Genomic DNA, 18,002 nt, shown 5'->3' on the forward strand with positions numbered 1-18,002 from the left:
CGGCATGCGTCGCGACTTCGCGACCTGCCTTCGAGGGCAGTCTCGCGCCACCACCCTGGGCGACACCCAAATCCTGACCACAAGCACCAATGCGCGAGAAAGCTCGCGTCTCCGGACGACAGGTGACTGGTCGTACGGGAGTCTGGAAGGGGACGGCTGGAGCAGAGGCTCACCGTTAGGAGGTCTCTCATGGCTGGGTTCAGGGATTTCCTGATGCGGTTCCGTCCGGCCAGCGCTCCCGGGCCTACGGCCACCGGCGTTCCCGCCGACCGCTCCGCGGAGCTGGCCGCCGAGCTGGCACCGCCCCTGGCCCTGTTGGAGGAGGCCGAGACCGAAGCGCGGACCATCCGGGAATCGGCGGCCGAGGAGGCCCGGCGGATCCGCCGTGACGGCGACCTGCGGGCAGCGCGGCTCGTCGCCGAAGCCCAGGAGCGGGCCGCCTCACTATGGCAGGAGACCGCGGCTCAGACGCGTGCCGCGGCCGAGCGCGAGGCCGCCGAGCTGCTGGCGTCGGGAGATCGCGCTGTCACGGCGCTACGCCGAAGGGCGCGAGAACGCATGCCCGGCCTGGTCGACCTTGTCGTGGCGGAGGTCCGCCACGGCCTCGAAGGTTCCGGCCCTGACGCGGAGGGGAGGCCCCGGTGGGCGCCGGATGGGTCGCCGGGGTGACCCGGGCCAGGGCCATGGTGCCGCGACGGGTGGGCGCCTCCGGCGCCCGGCAGGTCGCGGCGGCCGGGAGTATCGGCGAAGCCCTGCGGCACCTGATGGCCACGCCCTACCGGAAGTACCTGCGGGCGGGTGCCGTGCCGGAAGAGGCGCAGCGGGCGGTCACGGCGGCACTGCTGTGGCATTTGCGGGTACTCGCGGGGTGGCAGCCGCGCGAAGGCGTGGCCGCGATCCGGTTGCTCGCAGCCGGATTCGAGATCTCCAACGTCGAGGACCACCTCCGCTCGCTGTCCGGTGAACTCACGCCCGAGCCGTACCGGCTCGGCGCGCTGGCCACTGCCTGGCCCCGGTTGGCGAGGACCGGTGGCGCTGACGAGTTGCGGGCCGCGCTCACCGCTTCGGCATGGGGTGATCCGGGAGGCTCCGCGCCCGCGGAGGTGGCCACCGGGATGCGGATCGCGGCCGCCAGCCGCAGCGCTTCGGCGGTGCCGTCCGCCGCGCGCTGGGCCGCGGGCCGCGCCGCCCTGCTGGTCGCCCGGGAGCTGTTCGTCGGCGCCCGCGAGCTCACCGGGCCCACGGCCCGGCGGGCCAGCCGTCTTCTGGGGCCGACTGCCATGGCCGCCCGGTCCTTCCCGGAATTCCGGGAACGCCTGCCGCACACCGCACAGTGGGCGGTGCGGGACATTGCTGATGTGGACGGCCTGTGGAGGGCTGAAGCGCACTGGTGGGCCCGGCTTGAGCAGGACGGGTTCGAGCTGCTGCGTGGCTCGCGGTTCGACGCCTCCTGCGTGGTGGGCGCCGTCGCGGTGCTCTCGACGGACGCCTGGCGGGTGCGGGCCGCCCTTGAGGTGGCCGCACGCGGTGGCCAGCCCATGGAGGCGTTCGATGCCCTGGTCTGAGGTTATGACACCGGTGCGCATGCGACGCGTGGCGATCGTCGCGCCGCACGCCGCACTGCGGGAGACCCTGGTCCTGATCGCCGACGCGGGCTGCGTGGAGATCGACCGGATCGATGGTCCGGGCCACGGTGCGCGAGGCGCGACACTGCGCCTTCGACGGCTTCGGACCGAACCCGCCGAGGCCGTCCTGAGCGCCGCCGCGCCGGACCTGACGTCCTTGGAACGAGCGGGCCGCGCGGAACTGCTGGCCGGCGAGGCACAGCTGGAGGAGCGTGCGGACAGCGCGGTGGTGCGCGGTGCCACCGCCGCACTCGCCGGCTGGTGTCCGGCGGACGAGGCGCCCCGGCTGGCGGAGCGGCTTGCCTACGTCGGGGGCGTGCTCGTTCCGTTGAAGGTGCCACGCGGCGTCGACCCGCCCACTTTGATGCGCGCGAGCGGAGCCCCCGGCCGATCGTTCAGTCAGTTGGTGACGACTTACGGGACCGTGCCGTACCGCGACATCGCCCCCAGCTGGCCCGCGGGCATCGTCTACCTGGTGATGTTCGGTGTGATGTTCGGCGATGCCGGACACGGTCTGTTGCTGCTCCTGGCCGCGCTCCTGCTCTATTTGCGCCTCCCCCGGCGTCTGGCGTCGCTGCACGGCATGTGGCCGTTGGTGGCTGGCGCTGGGCTCGCGAGCGTGCTGGCCGGTATCGCCTACGGCGAGTTCTTCGGGCCGACGGGCGTGCTGCCGGTGTTGTGGCTGGACCCGTTGGACCAGCCAAAGCGGTTGTTGGCGAGCGCGGTGGCGTTCGGCGGTCTCCTGCTCGCTTTGGCCTACGCGGCCGGGACCGTCAACCGCTGGCGGGAGGGCGGCCCGTCCACCGCTCTCTACGCGGCTTCCGGAATCGCCGGCTCTGGCCTGTTCCTCGGGCTCGCCCTGGCCGCCGCCGGGGTGTACCTGCACGGCGGTGCGATCACGATGGCCGGGGCGGCGATCGCGGCGTGCGGTCTGGGGCTTGCCGGGACCGGGATGTTCGTGGCCTCGGGTGGTGGATTCGCCGGGACGGTCCAGACGGGTGTTCAACTCTTCGACACGGTGGTGCGGATCGGCTCCAACCTCGTCTCCTTCGCGCGGCTCGCGGCCTTCGGCCTCACTCACGCCGCCATCGGCCAGATCGTGTGGCACGGCACCACGGCGCTGGCCCATGGAGGACCCGGCGCGCTGGTCGCAGCGGTACTGCTGTTCGTGGTCGGCAACGCCGTCGCGTTCGCGCTGGGGGCGTTGGTGGCCGGAGTGCAGGCGCTGCGGCTGGAGTTCTACGAGCTGTTCTCCCGGGTCTTCGAGGCCCAGGGACGCCCGTTCCGTCCCTGGCACGTGCCCGTCCAGCGCACGGAGGTGACACCGTGACCACCTGGCTGATCGCCCTGCCCATGCTGGTCGCTGTCTTCTGCGCGAGCCGGTGGCTGATCCGCCGGTGCGGAAGGACGGCGCTGCGGTGGATCCTCGCCGCCAACGCGCTTCTCGTCGGTGGTGCGCTGGTGTTGCTGATCGTCGCGCTGAACGGTGGCGGCGCCCACGCGGCTCCCGCAGTCGCGACCGCCCGCACCTCGGGCTCCGGCTCGGCCGCGCTGATCGGTGCCGCCATCGCGGTCGCCGGATCGTCGATCGGGGCGGCCATCGCGGTCGCGTACACCGGGGCGGCGGCGCTGGCGGTGATGAGTGAGCGGCCGGAGATGTTCGGGCGCGCGATGGTCATCGTCGGACTCGCGGAGGGCATCGCCATCTACGGCCTGGTCGTCGCGATCATCCTGATCGGAAAGTCCTGACCATGGGCACGGTGGCCGCTATCGGCGAGCGGACCAAGGTGGCCCCACTGGCCCTGGCAGGTGTCAGCGTCCTGCCCGCCGAGGACCCCGAACGTGTGCGCGAAGCATGGGCCGCCCTACCGCCGGACGTCACGCTCGTGATCGTCACGCCCACCGCCGCCGACGCCCTGGGCCCCGAAGTGCTGGACGGTGTGCGACCGTTGACCGCGGTGATGCCGGTATGACGGCGCCCGGCACCAAGCGATCTGCCGCGTTGGAACCGGTGCGCGACGCGTTGCTGCGCGCTGCCCGGAAGGACGCCGAAACGGTGCTCGCCGAAGCCCGCCGGGCTGCCGCCGCGGTCCTCGACGAAGCCCGGGCGCGGGCGACGGCGATCCTCGACGAAGCCCGCCGCCAGGGCACCGCTGACGGCCTGGCAGACGGGGCTGCGCTCCGCGTGCGGGCGCGCCGCACCGTGCGGGCCCGCGAACTGGCCGCCCAGCGCGCGGCCTACGACGACCTGCGCGAACAGGCGACGCAAGGAGTCCGGCGACTGCGGGCTGAATCGGAATACCCCTGCGTGCGCGACGAGTTGGTGGCACAGGCCCGTCGGCTCCTCGGCGACGACATCTCGGTGACCGAGCATCCTGACGGCGGTGTGGTGGCCACCGCTCCCGGTCGCCGTGTCGACCTCACGCTGGACGCTCTGGCCGGGAGGGCGCTGGAGCGGCTCGGCTCCGAGGTGGAGGTCTTGTGGGCACCGTGAGCGGCACGGACAGTGCCCGGGAGTGCCGCGTGCTGCGCGTGGCCGGGCCGCTCGTCGAGTTGGAGTACGTGGGCGGCACCGCGATGTACGACCTGGTGTCCCTCGGCGAGGCCGGGCTGCCTGGAGAGGTGGTGGCGGTCAGCGGAAACGTGGTCACCGTCCAGGCGTACGAGCACACCGGAGGGCTGGCTCCCGGGCACCGGGCCCGCCCGCTGGGCCGACCACTGTCAGTGCGGTTGGGGCCCGAACTGCTGGGCGGGATCTACGACGGCCTGCTGCGCCCGCTGTCCGACAGCGGCGACTGGCTGCTGCCCGGCGCCCACGAGGGACACGGCGCGGCACACTCGTGGTGGTTCATCCCCCGCGCGGTCGGCCAGCAGCAGGTGACCGAGGGGACGGTGGTCGGCGAGATCCGCGCGGCCGGACCGGTGCCCGTCCGCGTTCTCGTGCCACCGGGGTGCCACGGGCGGGTCAGCCGCCTCGCCGCCGAGGGACGCTACCCGGGCGACGCGGTACTGGCGGTGGTGGACGGTACGGAGATCAAGATGGGCACGAGTTGGCCGATCCGCCGCCCACGGCCGGCCCGCGAACGTGTCACCGCGGACGCCCCCCTGAGCACCGGCCAGCGCGCCATCGACCTGCTGTTCCCGGTTGCCCGAGGAAGCACGGTCGCGGTGCCCGGCGGCTTCGGCACGGGGAAGACCATGCTGCTCCAGCAGATCGCCAAGTGGTGCGACGCCGACGTCATCGTCTACGTCGGCTGTGGCGAGCGCGGCAACGAGATGGCGGACGTGATCACCGAGCTGTCCGCCCTGGAGGACCCGCGTACCGGAGGACGGCTCGCCGACCGGACGGTGACCATCGCCAACACCTCCAACATGCCGATGATGGCCCGCGAGGCCAGCGTCCACACCGGCGCCACGGTCGCCGAGTACTTCAGGGACATGGGGCTGGACGTCGTCGTGATCGCCGACTCCACCTCCCGCTGGGCCGAGGCACTGCGCGAATTCGCCTCCCGCACGGGCGAGTTGCCCGCGGAGGAGGGGTACCCCGCCGGGCTCGCCTCAGCGATCGCCGCCTTCTACGAACGGGCCGCCGCGGTAACGACCCTCGGTGGTGCGCAGGGTTCCGTCACGGTGATCGGCGCGGTCTCCCCACCCGGCGGCGACATGACCGAACCGGTCACGGCACACACCGAACGGTTCGTACGCTGCCTGTGGGCCCTCGACCGGGACCTGGCCTACGCCCGCCACTACCCGGCGATCTCCTGGTCGGGCTCCTTCTCCCGCGACGCAACCGTGCTGGCTGACCCGGCCCAGGCGGAGCGCCGCGGCCACGTCGCGGCGCTGCTGGCCGAGGCGGACCGGCTGGCCGATCTCGTCGACCTGGTCGGCATCACGGCCCTGCCCGACCAGGAACGCGTCAGCGTGCTCGCCGGTCGGCTGATGCGTGAGGGCGTGCTCCAGCAGAGCGCCCTGTCAGCGCGGGACGCCTACTGCGCCCAGGAGAAGACCGCGGCACTGGTCGACGCCGTGCTCGCGGTGGTCGAGGAATGCCGTGGACTGGTCGACTCCGGCATCCCGGCGGCCACCCTGGAGGAAGTCGACTTCGCCCCCGTGATCCGCGTCCGTGAGGAGACCGGTCCACACGAGGCAGCGGCCGTGGCGGAACGGCGGGACGCGGTGCTCGCCCGGCTTCGGGAACTGCGATGACGGCGATCGGCGAAATCGAGTACACCGATGTCAGGGAGTTGCGCGGCCCGCTCGTGGTGATCGGGGGCGTCGCGGGGGTCGGCTGGGACGAGTTCGTACGGATCGACTGCGATGTTGGCGAGTCCGGCGAGCGACGCCATGGGCTGGTGCTGGAGGTCAACCGCGACCTGGCCGTCGTGCAGGTGCTGGAGGACACCTCCGGCATGGACCCGGAACGCGTCCGCGTGTCCTTCGCGGGAGCGCCGCTGCGCGTACCGGTGGGACCGGGATGGCTCGGGCGGGTCTGCAACGGGCGCGGGGAGCCCGTCGACGGTGGGCCACCGGTTTTCGGACCCACCAGCGCCGCGGTCGGCGGCAGCCCCATCAACCCGGTGCGCCGCGAGCCGCCCGGCGACCCGGTACTGACCGGCGTGGGTGTCGTCGACGCGCTCACCACTCTGGTGCGCGGCCAGAAGCTGCCTGTGTTCTCCGCGGCGGGGCTGCCGCATCTCGAACTGGCGACGCAGATCGCGGCCCAGTCCACCGTGCGGGGAGAGCCGTTCAGCGTGGTCTTCGCCGGGATGGGACTCACCCACGCCGATGCGACGTTCATCCGGGACGCCTTGGAGGAGCGGTCCGCCGCGGGTGAACTCGTCCTGCTGCTCAACACCGCGGACGACCCGGTGATCGAGCGGATCCTGGCCCCTCGCCTGGCGCTCACCGTCGCCGAGTACCTCGCGTACGAGGAGGGCAGGCACGCCTTGGTGGTCATGACCGACATGACCGCGTACGCGGAGGCGCTGCGCGAGGTCTCCGCAGCCCGAGGGGAGGTCCCCGCCCGGCGCGCCTATCCCGGCTACCTGTACAGCGACCTGGCCTCGCTGTACGAACGCTGCGGCCGGATCCGGGGGCGGCCCGGTTCCGTCACCGTCCTGCCTGTGCTGACCATGCCCGCCAACGACATCACCCACCCGGTCCCGGACCTGACCGGCTACATCACCGAAGGTCAGATCGTGCTGTGGCACGAGGCCCACGCACAGGGTGTCTATCCGCCGGTGGACGCGCTGTCCTCCTTGTCCCGACTGATGCGCAAGGGAGCCGGACCCGGCCGCACGCGCGCCGACCACCTTGACGTTGCCGCACAGTTGCTCGCCGCCCTCGCCCGCGCCCGACAGGTCCGCGAGCTGGCCGACCTGGTCGGGCGCTCGGCGCTGAGCGCGACCGACACCCGCTACCTGGACCTCGCCGACCGCTTCCTACACCACTTCATGGCGCAACGAATGGACGAGGCACGCCCTCTCGACGAGGCGCTGGAGCGCGCCTGGCAGGTGCTGCTCACCCTGCCGCGCAGCCAACTCGCCATGCTGCCGACCGAACTGATCGACGCACACCATTCGCCGGAGGCGAAGGAGCAGGACGGATGACCACGACACGCCGCGTGCCACCTGGCCGGGCCGGACGCCTGCGCCTGCGCCGCAAGCTCGACGCCGCGAACCGCGGCGCCGACCTGCTGGAGCGCAAGCTACGCGTTCTGCGCGCCGAACACCAACGCAGGCTGGACTCCGAGGGGGCGGCCACGCGGGCCTGGCACGAGCGGTCACGCGAAGCGGAGCAGTGGTCGCTGCGCGGCCTCCTGCTGAGCGGAGAACGCGCCCTGGACATGGCGTGCCCGGCTGCCGCCGCGCAGGTCGACGTCGAGTGGGCCACATCCATGGGCGTGCGCCACCCCGCCGCGGTCTCCTACGCCGCTGCGGTCCGTGCCGCCACCGAGCCGTTGCCCCGAAACACCGCTTTGGCGCACGCACAGCGGGCCTACCAGGATGCGGTGCGCGCAGCCGCCGAGTACGCGGTGGCCCGCGCCGCCACCCGCCTCGTCGGCGCCGAAGTGGCTCGCACCCGCCAGCGGGTGCGGGCCTTGCGCCGCCACTGGATCCCCCAGCTGACGGAAGTGCTGGCGGCAGCGGACCTTGCCTTGGAGCAGGCTGAACATGAGGACTTCGTCCGTCGCCGATGGGCCACCGAAGCACGGCGGACCGCGTGCTGGCGGGGCGATGGGCGCAGGAGGCAGCCATGATCACCGGCATCTGGATGGGAGACGTCGTGGTCGGCCCCCGGGTCCGCTGCGGCTGGCGCGAACCGATGTCACCGTCAACGTCCTCGACGGACAGGTGACCTTGACCGGCACCGTCGAACGCCGCAGCCTCATCCCGCTGATGAGTGCCGGGGCGTGGACGGCGTCGTCAGCGTCGAGGCACGCCTGGAGTACCAGCTCGACGACTACGGCGGCGCCTAGGAGTTGTCGTCAAATGTCACGCCCACATCAGCAGGGATGCCAAGGTGGCGGCTGCCTGGTAGGACTCGACGGTCTTGTCGTAGCAAGTCGCGATACCGCGCCACTGCTTCAGCCGGTTGAAGCACCGTTCCACCACATTGCGCCGCTTGTAGATCTGCCGGTCGAACACTGGGGGCCGACCGCCACGGCTGCCGCGCCGCAAGTGGTTTCGGACCTGGTCGGCCCGCTCGGGGATCGTGTGAGTGATGCCCCGCCGACGCAGCCAGGTGCGGATCGCCTTCGAGCTGTACCCGTTGTCGCCGATGGCGTGGGCCGGTCTGGTCCTGGGCCGACCCGGACCGATGCGGGGTACTCGAATCGCGTCCATCACCGTGGCGAACTGGGTGCAATCGTGGGTGTGGCCGCCCGTGACCACCAAGGCGAGCGGACGGCCGGAGGCATCGCGGGCCAGATGAATCGTGCTGGTCAGGCCGCCTCGCGAACGTCCCCGTGCCCGGCGCCCCCTTTTCGGGCTCCGGCGGCATGGTGGTGGGCCCGCACGATCGTGGAATCGGCCGACACCAGCCAGTCGATGTCTGCGGCCGCATCCGCCTGGGCCTGCGCCGCTTGGAGCATCCGCTCGAACGTGCCGTCCTTGGCCCACCGGCGCAAACGGGTGTGCAGTGTGGTCCACGGCCCGTACCGCTCGGGCACGCCTCGCCAAGCCACCCCGGTACCGAACTTCCACACGGTCCCATTGAGGGCCATCCGGTCATCCAACCGCTTCCGGCCACGCAACGACACGGGAAGCGGCGGCCGGACGAACTCCCGCTCCACATCGGACAGTTCATGGCGACGTATCACCCGACCATGATCCACCACCCGAGATCATTTGACGACAACTCCTAGGTAGAGTCGGCATGTGCATGCTCCGAGGATGCCGCGTCCGTTACCGGCGGTCTTGGCCGTGCTCCTCGGCCTCGTCCTGCTGGTGACCGCCCTCTGGTCCGTACCCCGCGAACGGCGACCGCCGGGCGGCGCACCCTGGTTCGGGGTGCTGCAGGTCGGCCGGGCGTCAGCGGAACCGCTGGCCGGCAAGGGGCTGGACCGGGCGGTCGTCGGGCTGGACTGGAGCCGCTACGAGCCACGGCCGGGCCGGGCGGACCCCGGCTACGTGGCCCAAGCCGCCAAGCTGGTAGGGAAGTTGCGGGCGGAGGGCATCGGGGCCGTGCTCGACCCGGGGCTGCACCATCCGCCGCCGTGGGTGTTCGCGCTCCCGGGCGCGACCCGGTTCCGCGACCAGTACGGCGTGCGGTGGTTCGGCTCCGCCGTCGACGGGACCGCGGTGGCGAACGCCGTCTTCGACACCGCGGTCCGCTCCGCCGAGGGCGACTATCTGCGTCGGATCGCGGCCGACTTCGGCGGCGCCGCCTTCACCGCGGTACGGGTCGGCGGCCTGCTCAGCGGCGAGCTGCGCTATCCGCCCGCCGACGACGGCGCCGGACACCACGACGCCATCTGGTACTTCGACTCCGACGCGCGCGGCACCGCACCGGTACCCGGCTGGCGGCCGGGCCGGGGCGGCAGGGCGGAGGCGGAGCGTTCGGTGCTGGACTACCTGGGCGCGTTGACCGACTACGAGCGCTGGCTGCTGCGCGTCACCGCCGCCTCCTTCCCCAAGGCCCAACTCCAACTGCTGCTGCCCGGTTGGGGGTTGCGTCCCGGCCAGGTGGCCGCCGCGGTCGACGACGACCTCGATGGGCGCAGCCAGGCCGAGCGGGGCGGAATGTTGTCCTCCGGACTGGCCTGGGACGGTCAGGTCCGAGCCCTCGGCGCCTACCGCGCCCGCGCCCTGGCGTACACCACCTGGCTGGACGCGCCCTCCGGCGGCCGCACCCCGCAACTGGTCAGCCCGGCCGAGTACCTGGCCGGGCTGACCGCCGCCGTCGGAGTGCCGTTGGCCGGGGAGAACACCGGGCAGAACGCCACCCGTCAGGCGCCGCGGGACGCCTTGCGGCTGTGCCTGTCCCGGGTCCGCGCGCTGCGGCTGGCCGGAATGATGTGGATGGGCGAGCCCGACCTGCTCTCCGGCCGAGCCGGGCTCACCCTGACCGACTACGCCGACGCGGTGTCCGCGTTCCGCGCCCGGCGCTCCGTGAACTGACCGTCCGCCGACGGCAACTCGGCCAGCCAGCGCGCCACCGCGGCCGTCTCCAGCGACTCCGCACGGTGCGCCGGCAAGCCCGACGCCGCCAACCAGGCGTCGGACTTCGGCTCGAAGGAGATGCCGAACAACTCGGTCCGCTCGGCCACCGCGTAGATCTGGGCGTGCAACCGCATCGCCACGATGCCGCTCGCCGCGCGCACCAAGCCCTTGGCGACGGCCGGATGCAGACCGGGACCGGCCAACGCGGCCCGGGCGCCGAGGCCGGAGCGCCGCGCCACCTCGGCCGACAGCGCCGCGTCGCCCAGCGCGGTGCCCAGTCCGTAGTCGCCGCGGTCGGACAGGCACAAGAAGACCACCGGACGGTCGTCGTCCCACTCCCGTAGCGCGTCCGCGACCGCCGTCGCGACCCGTTCCCGGGTCCGCGGATCGGGCATCGGCTTCAGGCTCACCAGCAGCGGCCGGGTGGCCGGATCCACCCCGGTCGCCTCCCGCACCCGCTCGGCCGGTGCCGCGGCCAGCGACGCGGCCGGATCCGGCACCAGCGCCGGACGCACCCAGCGGGCCGGTCCCGAGGACAGCAACCGCCGGGTGCCGGTGTCGCGGACCGTCACCGCGGTGGCATGGCGGCAGGCCGACTGGAGCAGCCAGCGCGTCGGTTGGGGAGTGTCGGGATACGCGCCGATCGCCACGATGTGCACCTCCTTGCCGAGCAGCCTGGCCGCCAGCAGCACCGCGGGCAGCACCCGCACCAGTGGCGGCAGCCCGCGCCCGAACATCCCGCCGCCGCCCACCGCGATGGCGTCCGCGCGCAGGAAGGCGCGTACCGCAAGCAGGGACGTGGTCCGCACGGCGGCCAGCCGGTGCAGCCGGGCGACGGCGCCGGGATTGCGGCTGACCACCGTCAACCGCCGCCGCCGCTCCCCGGCGAGTTCGGCGAGCCTGAACAGGATGGACTCGTCGCCGGTGTTGCCGTTGCCGTAGTTGCCGATCAGCAGGGCCCGGCCCGGGCGGCGGCCCCGGTCCCGCAGCAGATGGCGCAACTGCCGCCGGGTGTCCAGCGGTTCGTCGTCGACCGGCCCCGACGCGGCCCGGTAGACGGCGAGTTGGGCCCGCGCGATGCGGTCCCAGTCCAGATGGCGAACGCTGGCCGGGCCGGCGGCGCCCAGCGCCGCGCAGCGCTCTGGGTCCGCCGCCAACTCGGCCAGCGCCTTCGCGTAGCCGCCGACATCACCCGCGGGCACCCGTACCCCCACCCGTTCGCCGACCAGCGCGCGCAGACACGGTATGTCGTAGGCCAGCACCGGGGTGCCGGTGGCCAGTGCCTCCGCGGCGACCATGCCGAACGTCTCATAGCGGCTCGGCATGCACACCAGCCGGGCATCGGCCAGCAGGTCGAAGCGGGCGGCGCCGCTCACTCGGCCCAGCCAGTCCACCCGGTCAGCGATGCCCAACTCATCGGCCAGCGCGCGCAGTTGTGCCTCGTCCGGCCCGTCGCCGGCGATCCGCAGCCGTGCGTCCAGGTGCGGCGCGGCCTCGGCGAAGGCGCGGAGCAGCAGGTCGAGGCCCTTCTGGGCGATCTCGAGACGACCGAGGAAGAGCAGGTCGCGGCGGTCGCCGGGGCCCCGGTGATGGAACGCGGCCGGTTCCAACCCGTTGGGTACCGCCGTCACCGAGGCGGCCGGATTGCGGCGGCGCAACTCATCGGCCAGATCCTCGCTGACCGCGACCAGCCGCCGGTGCGAGGCCACGCCGAGCCGCTCCACCACCGCGAACGGCAGCTTGTACTGACGGGACTTGTCCCGGGCGAACAGCCACTGCACCACGCCGACCACCGGGCGGCCGGTCAGATACGGTACGCACAGCGAGGAGAATGGCGCGGCGAAGTCCTCCACCACCACGTCCGGGGCGGTGCGCCGCACCAGCAGCCACAGCCCGCACAACACGGCGGCGAAGTAACCGAGTTGGCCGACGAACCGCACCCGCCCCAGCGGCCCCAGGCGCGGCCCGAACGGCAGGTACCGCACCCCGTCGACCACCGCCGGTGCGGCGCCCGGCCAGCGGGCGCAGGCGACGGTGACCTCGATACCACGGGCGGCCAGCCGCCGGTTGACCTCATGGGTGCGCACCGAGCCGCCGCCCGCGCCGGGTTGCCGTGGATCCTCGAACCCCAGGTGCAGCACCCGGTACGGTCCGGGCCCGCGCCGACGCGGCCGTACCGCGACAGCGGCCAGGGCGCACACGGCGACGGCGGCGCAGCCCCACAGCACCGGCCGGGAGCGCAGCGCGGTCAGCGCGCCCCACGCCGCCGCGCCCGCCACCAGGGCGGCCGTGGCACCGGTGGCCGGGCCGAGCCCGCTGACCCGGCGGCGCACCAGCGCGAGCACCAGCAGCGCGGCCGTGCCGAAGACGGCCGCCGCCGACCAAGCCAGCGCCCGCGGATCCCCCGACGCGGCGGCGAACCAGCCCGCGCCCACCAGGCAGACGCCGCCGAGCAGCGTCAGTACCGGTCGCACCGGACCCCACGCCTGGAACAGCGTGGTGAGCAGGTTGACGGTCGCCGCGGCCAGCCCGGCCAGGCCCAGCGGCAGCAGCAGCCCGGCGGCGGACGCGTACCGCGCGGGCAGCAGCAGGCCCAACACCGTTGGCGGGCAGGCCGCCACCACGGCGGTGACCGCCACCGCGGTGATCCAGTGCAGCCGCAGTATCCGGCGGAAGTCGGCACTCGCCGCCCGGCCGGCGCCCGCCGGGCGGGCCGCCGCGAGGCGGGGGAAGACCACCATGGCCAGCGCGGTGGCCAGGAACAGCGGCACCCGGGCGAGCACCAGCAGCGCCTGGTAGGTGGCCAGGTCCGCCGCCGCGCCGCGCACCGCGGCGGCGACCAGCACATCCAGGGTGAGCAGCACCGAGACCAGGGTCTGGATACCGCTGATCGCGGCGGCCTGCCGCCACAACTCGTGCCGCCGCCGCTCCGCGTGACCGTCGTGCCCGGCGCCACGCGGCCCGACCAGGTCACGGCGCATCGCCAGCAGCCCGGCGGTCGCGGCCACCCCGGCGCCGACCGCGAAGGCGCCGATCACCCCGGTGCTGCCCCAGCCGAGCGCCGCCGCGGCCACCGCGACCGCGACCCGCACCGCCACCTCGGCCACCCGCAGTGCGCCAAGGCGGCCGAAGTCCTGCCGGCCCTGGAGGTAGCCGGCCGCTGCGGCCAGCAGCATGATCAGTACGCAGGCGGTGGCGAGCACCGCCAGCAGCGCCGGTCCGGCGTACCGGCTGACCGCCGCACAGGCCGCCGCCGCGCACACCACCGACAGCCCGAGGCTGAGCCGCAGACAGCAGCGCAGCGACTGCCGCCGCCGTGCGCTGCCCGCCGCGCTCACCGCCACCTCGCGGGCGAGCACCCAGGGCACCGTGGCGGACGCCAGCGTGCCGACGGTCAGCAGCACCGAGGACACCGCGGCGTAACCGGCGTACGCGGACGGCGGCAGCAGCCGTACCAGGAGCAGTGACAGACCGTAGTTCGCGGCGCCGACCAGTACGGTGGCGGCGGTCAGCAGCGCGGCGCCACGATCCAGCCGGGGAGTTGACGCAACCGTGCTCATCGGCGACCGCCCTTCCCTCCGGACCCACCGGTGAGCGCGCGTACGTCGTACACCCGCAACTGGCCGTTGGTGGCCCCGGACTCGGTGTGCAACAACCTCGCGCGCCGGTCGAGTTGGCGGGTCAGGGCCAAGTCGAGCGGGGTGTAGCCCTGGGCGACGAGTTGGGTGGACAGCAGCAGATAGTCGGCGTGGCCGCGCTGGAGCGCGCCCAGCGTGTCCCAACCGCCCAGTCTCACCCCGGGCATCAGGAACTGGGCACTGCCCTCGGTGGCGTCCACGGTGCTGCCCGGCGGGATGTGGGTACGGGTCCAGGCGAGGGTGCGGAGGTAGGCGTCGTCGTGTCGGGTGTGCACCACCGCCCAGGTCCAGGCGTCGACGGCCAGGGCGAGCGCGGTGAGCACGGCGACCGCGCGGCGCAACCCGGCCGGGGGCGCGGTGGTTTCGGACCGCCGGGCGGCGCCGCGGAGGCTGGCCGCCGTCGCGGCGGAGCGGGCCGCCGGCAGCGCCAGGTCCACGGCGAGCGCCAGCGCCGCCGTGCTGGTGACGACGAGCGGGTAGAACATCTGCTCCTCGAGCGTGCCGAAGCCGATGGCGTACAGCAGGAAGAACAGCGCTCCCGCCGCCCACGCGGTGACCACCGAGCGGGCCGGCCGGCCGGTGAACAGCCACGGCCGCCTGGTGCGGCGCAGCAGCAGCCAGACGGTGGCGCAGCCGCCGGCCGCGATCAGAGCGTAGGGCACGCCGAACTGCCCCAGATTGGCGAGCAGTCGATGGCCGAGGCCGGCCGGGGCGGCGACGGTGGGCCGGTTGAAGCCGGTGATCTGCCGGGTGCCCACGGCACGCGCGAGCCCGGCCGTCTTCTGGGTCCACCACGCCGACCAGCCACCGGTGGCGGCGGTGGCCGCCACATAGACCCCGTAACCCGCCAGCGTGGTGGCGACCGCGGTCAGCCGCAACCGCCGGACCGGGCCGCGGGCGCTGAACGCCAGGACCGCCAGCGGCAGCAGGGTGACCAGCGCGTACAACTCCTTGGTGGTGATGGACAGCGCGAACAGCAGCCCGGCGAGCACCGCGGTGCCCAGCCGGGCGCGCCGGGTCGCCGGGGTGCGGGCGAGCACCAGCACGCCCAGCGCCGCGGCGGCGGTGGCCGGCGCCTCCAACATCAACCTGCTGTCGAAGCGGTTGAGGAACGGGTCGCAGGCCAGCAGCAGCCCGGCGGCCAGCGCGATCGCCGGCCGTACCGTGCGCCGCAGCAGCGCGGTGACGGCGACCGCCGTCAGCGCGCCGGCCACCGCGTCCACCGGCCGCAGCGCCAGCGCCAGCCGCAGCGTGTCGCCGTGGCCGCCAACCGCCTTGATGACCGCGGCGAGCAGCCCGAAGAACGCCGGAGGGTGCAGGTTGAAGGGGTGGCCGTAGAGGGTCAGGCCGTCTCCGGTGGCCAGGTCGCGGCCGACGGTGACATAGGTGATCTCGTCCACGAACAGGTCGTACGAGCGCTGGATGAACGCCAGCCGCAGGCCGAGCGCCAGCGCGAACACTCCCGCCAACGCCGCCGCCCAGTGGGCGAGTCGCCCTCCGGCGTGGTCCGGTACGGCGGGGGAGGGCCGCCGGGCCGGGCGTACCGGTGGGTGGTGCCGCCAGCCCAGGGCGTCGCCGTGCCGGGCCAGCCGGATGTCAACCGCGCCGCGCGCGGCGGCGGTTGGCGCGATACGGGCGATTACCGCCTCGGCGTCCTGTTCGTCGGCCCCGACCAGCAGCAGCGCGGCGTGTGGCCCGCGGTGGTCCACCAGATCGGTGGCGCGCAGTGCGCACAGGTCGGCACGGGCGAGCGCGGCGGCGGACAGCCGGACCACGGCGCAGGCGTCGGTGACGGTTCTGCGCTGCGGCACCTGGTGCGACAGCCGCTGCCGTTCGGCGGTGAGCGCGGCGAGCAGATGCCCGGCGGTGGCGTCCCAGCCGAACCGCCCGGCCCACTCGCGGCAGCGCGCGGCCCACTCCTCGGCCCGCTCCGGGGCCCGCACCGCGCGCAGCGCGTCCAGCAGGGCGGGGGCCAAGTCGGCGTCCGGTTCCACCAACCAGCCGGTGACGCTCGGCCGTACGGTGTCCCGCAGGCCGGGGACCGCGTACGCCACGGCGGGCACGCCCGCGGCGGCGGCCTCCATGACGGACAGGCCCCAGCCCTCGCTCGTCGAGGCGGTGGCGGTGATCCAGGCGGAGGCCACCAGTTCGTCGCGCTTGCGCCGGGAGACCCGGCCGTGGAAGACCACGGCGTCGGTGACGCCCAGTCGGGCGGCCAGCGTCTCCAGTTCCGGCCGCGCCTCGCCGTCGCCGACCAGGTGCAACCGCACGCCGGGCAGCTCCCGTTGCAGGGCGGGCACGGCGCGCAGCAGGCGGTCGACGCGCTTTTGCCGTACCAGGCGGCCGACGCACACCACGCGCGGCGCCCTGTCCCGGCACAGCGCCCGCGGTTGCGGGGCGGGGTCGGGCGCCGGTTGCCCGCAGGGGGCCAGGTACACCGGTCCCGGCAGCGAGAGCCGGGCGCGGATCTCGGCGCGGGAGGACGGGGAGACGGCGCTGACGGCGCGCCGACCGTACACCAGGCGGCTGCCCCGGTTCTCCAGCCAGCGGCCGAGCGCGGCCAGCGGCCGGGGGAACCAGGCCCCGAACTGGTCCTGGTGCACATGGTGGATCAGCAGCACGACCGGGGTGCGGCGGCGCAGCGCGAGCGGGGTGAAGAACGGGATGCCGTTCTGCGAGTCGATCACACCGTCCACCCGGGCGCGGTGGAACAGCAGCCACAGCAGTACGAACGGGTAGACGGTGAACCGTCCGCCGCCGCGCACCACCGTGCCGTACCGGGTGCGCTCGCGCCGGGCGGCGCCGGGCGGGCGCGCGGTGAGGTAGGTGACGCGCACTCCCGCGCGGTGCAGTTCGGCGGCGACCTCCTCGCAGTACAGTTCGGCGCCCCCGGCCTGCGGATGCGATCCGTCCCGCCAGTTGCAGAGCACCACATGGCGGCCCTGCCATTCGGTGACGCCGGGGAAGGCGTCCGTCAGTGTCCTGGTGCGCGGCTCGGCGACCGCGGTCGGCTGGCTCACCGCACCGCCTCGGGTACCGGCCGGAAGCCGGCCAGCGCGCGGTGCAGCCGCCATAACTCGCGGGCCACCCGGCGGCCGTCGGCCAACGGCCGGAAGCTGGAGCCCTCCTGGTCGCTCCAGGCCACCGGGAACTCCTCCAGCGTCAGCCCCATCGCGCGGGCGCGGGCGATGACTTCGAGGTCGAAGGCGAAGCCTACGGTGGTGATGTCCGCGAAGATCCGGCGGGCGGCCCGCGCCTCGAAGAACTTGAAGCCGCACTGGGTGTCGGCGATCGGGCCGGACAGCCGGCGGGTCAGCAGCCGGAACCCGGCGCCGCCGACCCGCCGTACCAGCGGCTGACGTACCCTCAACTCGGCGCCGGCGCAGCGCCGGGAGCCGATCACCACCTGGCGTCCGTCCTGGAGCAGGGAAAGCGCGTCGTCGATGGCGGCCGCCGGAGTGGCGAGGTCGGCGTCGCAGAAGCCGACCCAGCGGGCCCGGGTCGTGACCATGCCGCGGGCCACCGCCGCGCCCTTGCCGCGGCGTGAGCAGCCGGTGACGGTCACCGGTACACCGCGGGCGGCGATCCGGTCGGCGCACTCGGCGGTGCGGTCGCTGCTGCCGTTGTCGATCACCCGTAGGGCGGCGCGCAACGGGAGTCGGCGCAGATGGTCGGCCAACGCCAGGAGGGTTCCGGCGAGTCGGTGCTCCTCGTTGTAGGCGGGTATGACGAGTTCCAGGTCGACGCCGGGTGAGTCCCGCCGCGTGGACGCGGTGGGGGGAGCGTCACGTCGTTCCGTGTGCGGTAAGCGCATTCGGGATTCCTTTGAGGGGGGACATGCCCACTATGTGATGGCATGCCTGCGTCAAGGACCTTTCCCGTGGAAACTATCCGTGGCGGAACGTGTGCCGACGGCATTCAATGATCTCTTAACAGAGCGGTAGCAAGGTGTTTTCCTCGCAAACCGAACGGTGCCGACCGGTGAACCCGGTCGGCACCGTCGGGTGGTCGGCCGCTAGCTTGATCTTTAACGTCCGACGTCGAATGGTGCGTCGAACTTGATCACTCGGTCCGGT

General features: G+C 73.5%; 13 protein-coding genes and 1 pseudogene. 10 read left to right on the forward strand and 4 right to left on the reverse strand.

What is annotated here, in order from left to right; genetic code table 11:
- Window positions 1-189: 189 nt before the first annotated feature.
- From NON19_RS12005 to NON19_RS12045, 9 genes are read left to right on the forward strand one after another with little or no spacing between them, the layout of a single operon-like run.
- On the forward strand, window positions 190-669 hold the full coding sequence (locus NON19_RS12005) for a V-type ATP synthase subunit E family protein (RefSeq protein ID WP_255927181.1): 480 nt from the start codon (window positions 190-192) through the stop codon (window positions 667-669).
- A complete protein-coding gene (locus NON19_RS12010) occupies window positions 642-1,565 on the forward strand; it encodes a V-type ATPase subunit (protein WP_255927183.1) in 924 nt (307 codons plus the stop codon). The genes NON19_RS12005 and NON19_RS12010 overlap by 28 nt, the downstream gene beginning before the upstream one ends.
- Window positions 1,552-2,955: a V-type ATPase 116kDa subunit family protein gene (locus NON19_RS12015; protein ID WP_255927185.1), complete on the forward strand. Its 1,404-nt coding sequence runs from the start codon at window positions 1,552-1,554 to the stop codon at window positions 2,953-2,955. Before NON19_RS12010 ends, NON19_RS12015 begins: the two co-directional genes overlap by 14 nt.
- The gene (locus tag NON19_RS12020; RefSeq protein ID WP_255927187.1) at window positions 2,952-3,374 is read left to right on the forward strand and encodes an ATP synthase subunit C; all 423 of its coding nucleotides are present in this window, start codon (window positions 2,952-2,954) and stop codon (window positions 3,372-3,374) included. The genes NON19_RS12015 and NON19_RS12020 overlap by 4 nt, the downstream gene beginning before the upstream one ends.
- A gap of 2 nt (window positions 3,375-3,376) precedes the next feature.
- Entirely contained in the window at window positions 3,377-3,598 is a 222-nt protein-coding gene (locus NON19_RS12025) for a V-type ATP synthase subunit F (protein WP_255927189.1), read from the forward strand.
- Window positions 3,595-4,119 carry a hypothetical protein gene (locus NON19_RS12030; protein ID WP_255927191.1) on the forward strand — a complete coding sequence of 175 codons (525 nt, stop codon included), beginning with the start codon at window positions 3,595-3,597 and terminating at the stop codon, window positions 4,117-4,119. The genes NON19_RS12025 and NON19_RS12030 overlap by 4 nt, the downstream gene beginning before the upstream one ends.
- Window positions 4,116-5,831 (forward strand): V-type ATP synthase subunit A, encoded by a 1,716-nt coding sequence (locus NON19_RS12035; protein ID WP_255927193.1) that lies wholly within the window; start codon window positions 4,116-4,118, stop codon window positions 5,829-5,831. Before NON19_RS12030 ends, NON19_RS12035 begins: the two co-directional genes overlap by 4 nt.
- A complete protein-coding gene (locus tag NON19_RS12040) occupies window positions 5,828-7,234 on the forward strand; it encodes a V-type ATP synthase subunit B (RefSeq protein ID WP_255927195.1) in 1,407 nt (468 codons plus the stop codon). Before NON19_RS12035 ends, NON19_RS12040 begins: the two co-directional genes overlap by 4 nt.
- Window positions 7,231-7,884 (forward strand): V-type ATP synthase subunit D, encoded by a 654-nt coding sequence (locus NON19_RS12045; protein ID WP_255927197.1) that lies wholly within the window; start codon window positions 7,231-7,233, stop codon window positions 7,882-7,884. The genes NON19_RS12040 and NON19_RS12045 overlap by 4 nt, the downstream gene beginning before the upstream one ends.
- 235 nt (window positions 7,885-8,119) lie before the next feature.
- On the opposite strand, the pseudogene NON19_RS12050 reads toward NON19_RS12045, so the two are convergent.
- Window positions 8,120-8,946 (reverse strand): annotated as a pseudogene (locus tag NON19_RS12050) (IS5 family transposase).
- Window positions 8,947-9,019: 73 nt separating this feature from the next.
- Between NON19_RS12050 and NON19_RS33155 the strand changes: the two are divergent.
- Window positions 9,020-10,246 (forward strand): hypothetical protein, encoded by a 1,227-nt coding sequence (locus tag NON19_RS33155; protein ID WP_303653618.1) that lies wholly within the window; start codon window positions 9,020-9,022, stop codon window positions 10,244-10,246.
- Here the strand turns inward: NON19_RS33155 and NON19_RS12060 are convergent.
- From NON19_RS12060 to NON19_RS12070, 3 genes are read right to left on the reverse strand one after another with little or no spacing between them, the layout of a single operon-like run.
- Window positions 10,198-13,848: a glycosyltransferase family 4 protein gene (locus NON19_RS12060; RefSeq protein WP_255927199.1), complete on the reverse strand. Its 3,651-nt coding sequence runs from the start codon at window positions 13,846-13,848 to the stop codon at window positions 10,198-10,200. The genes NON19_RS33155 and NON19_RS12060 overlap by 49 nt on opposite strands.
- The gene (locus NON19_RS12065) at window positions 13,845-16,946 is read right to left on the reverse strand and encodes a glycosyltransferase (protein ID WP_255927201.1); all 3,102 of its coding nucleotides are present in this window, start codon (window positions 16,944-16,946) and stop codon (window positions 13,845-13,847) included. The genes NON19_RS12060 and NON19_RS12065 overlap by 4 nt, the downstream gene beginning before the upstream one ends.
- Window positions 16,943-17,740 carry a glycosyltransferase gene (locus NON19_RS12070; RefSeq protein WP_255927203.1) on the reverse strand — a complete coding sequence of 266 codons (798 nt, stop codon included), beginning with the start codon at window positions 17,738-17,740 and terminating at the stop codon, window positions 16,943-16,945. The genes NON19_RS12065 and NON19_RS12070 overlap by 4 nt, the downstream gene beginning before the upstream one ends.
- Window positions 17,741-18,002 lie beyond the last annotated feature (262 nt).

It is taken from the genome of Streptantibioticus rubrisoli, from assembly GCF_024436055.1.
Taxonomy (GTDB): Bacteria; Actinomycetota; Actinomycetes; order Streptomycetales; family Streptomycetaceae; genus Streptantibioticus_A; species Streptantibioticus_A rubrisoli.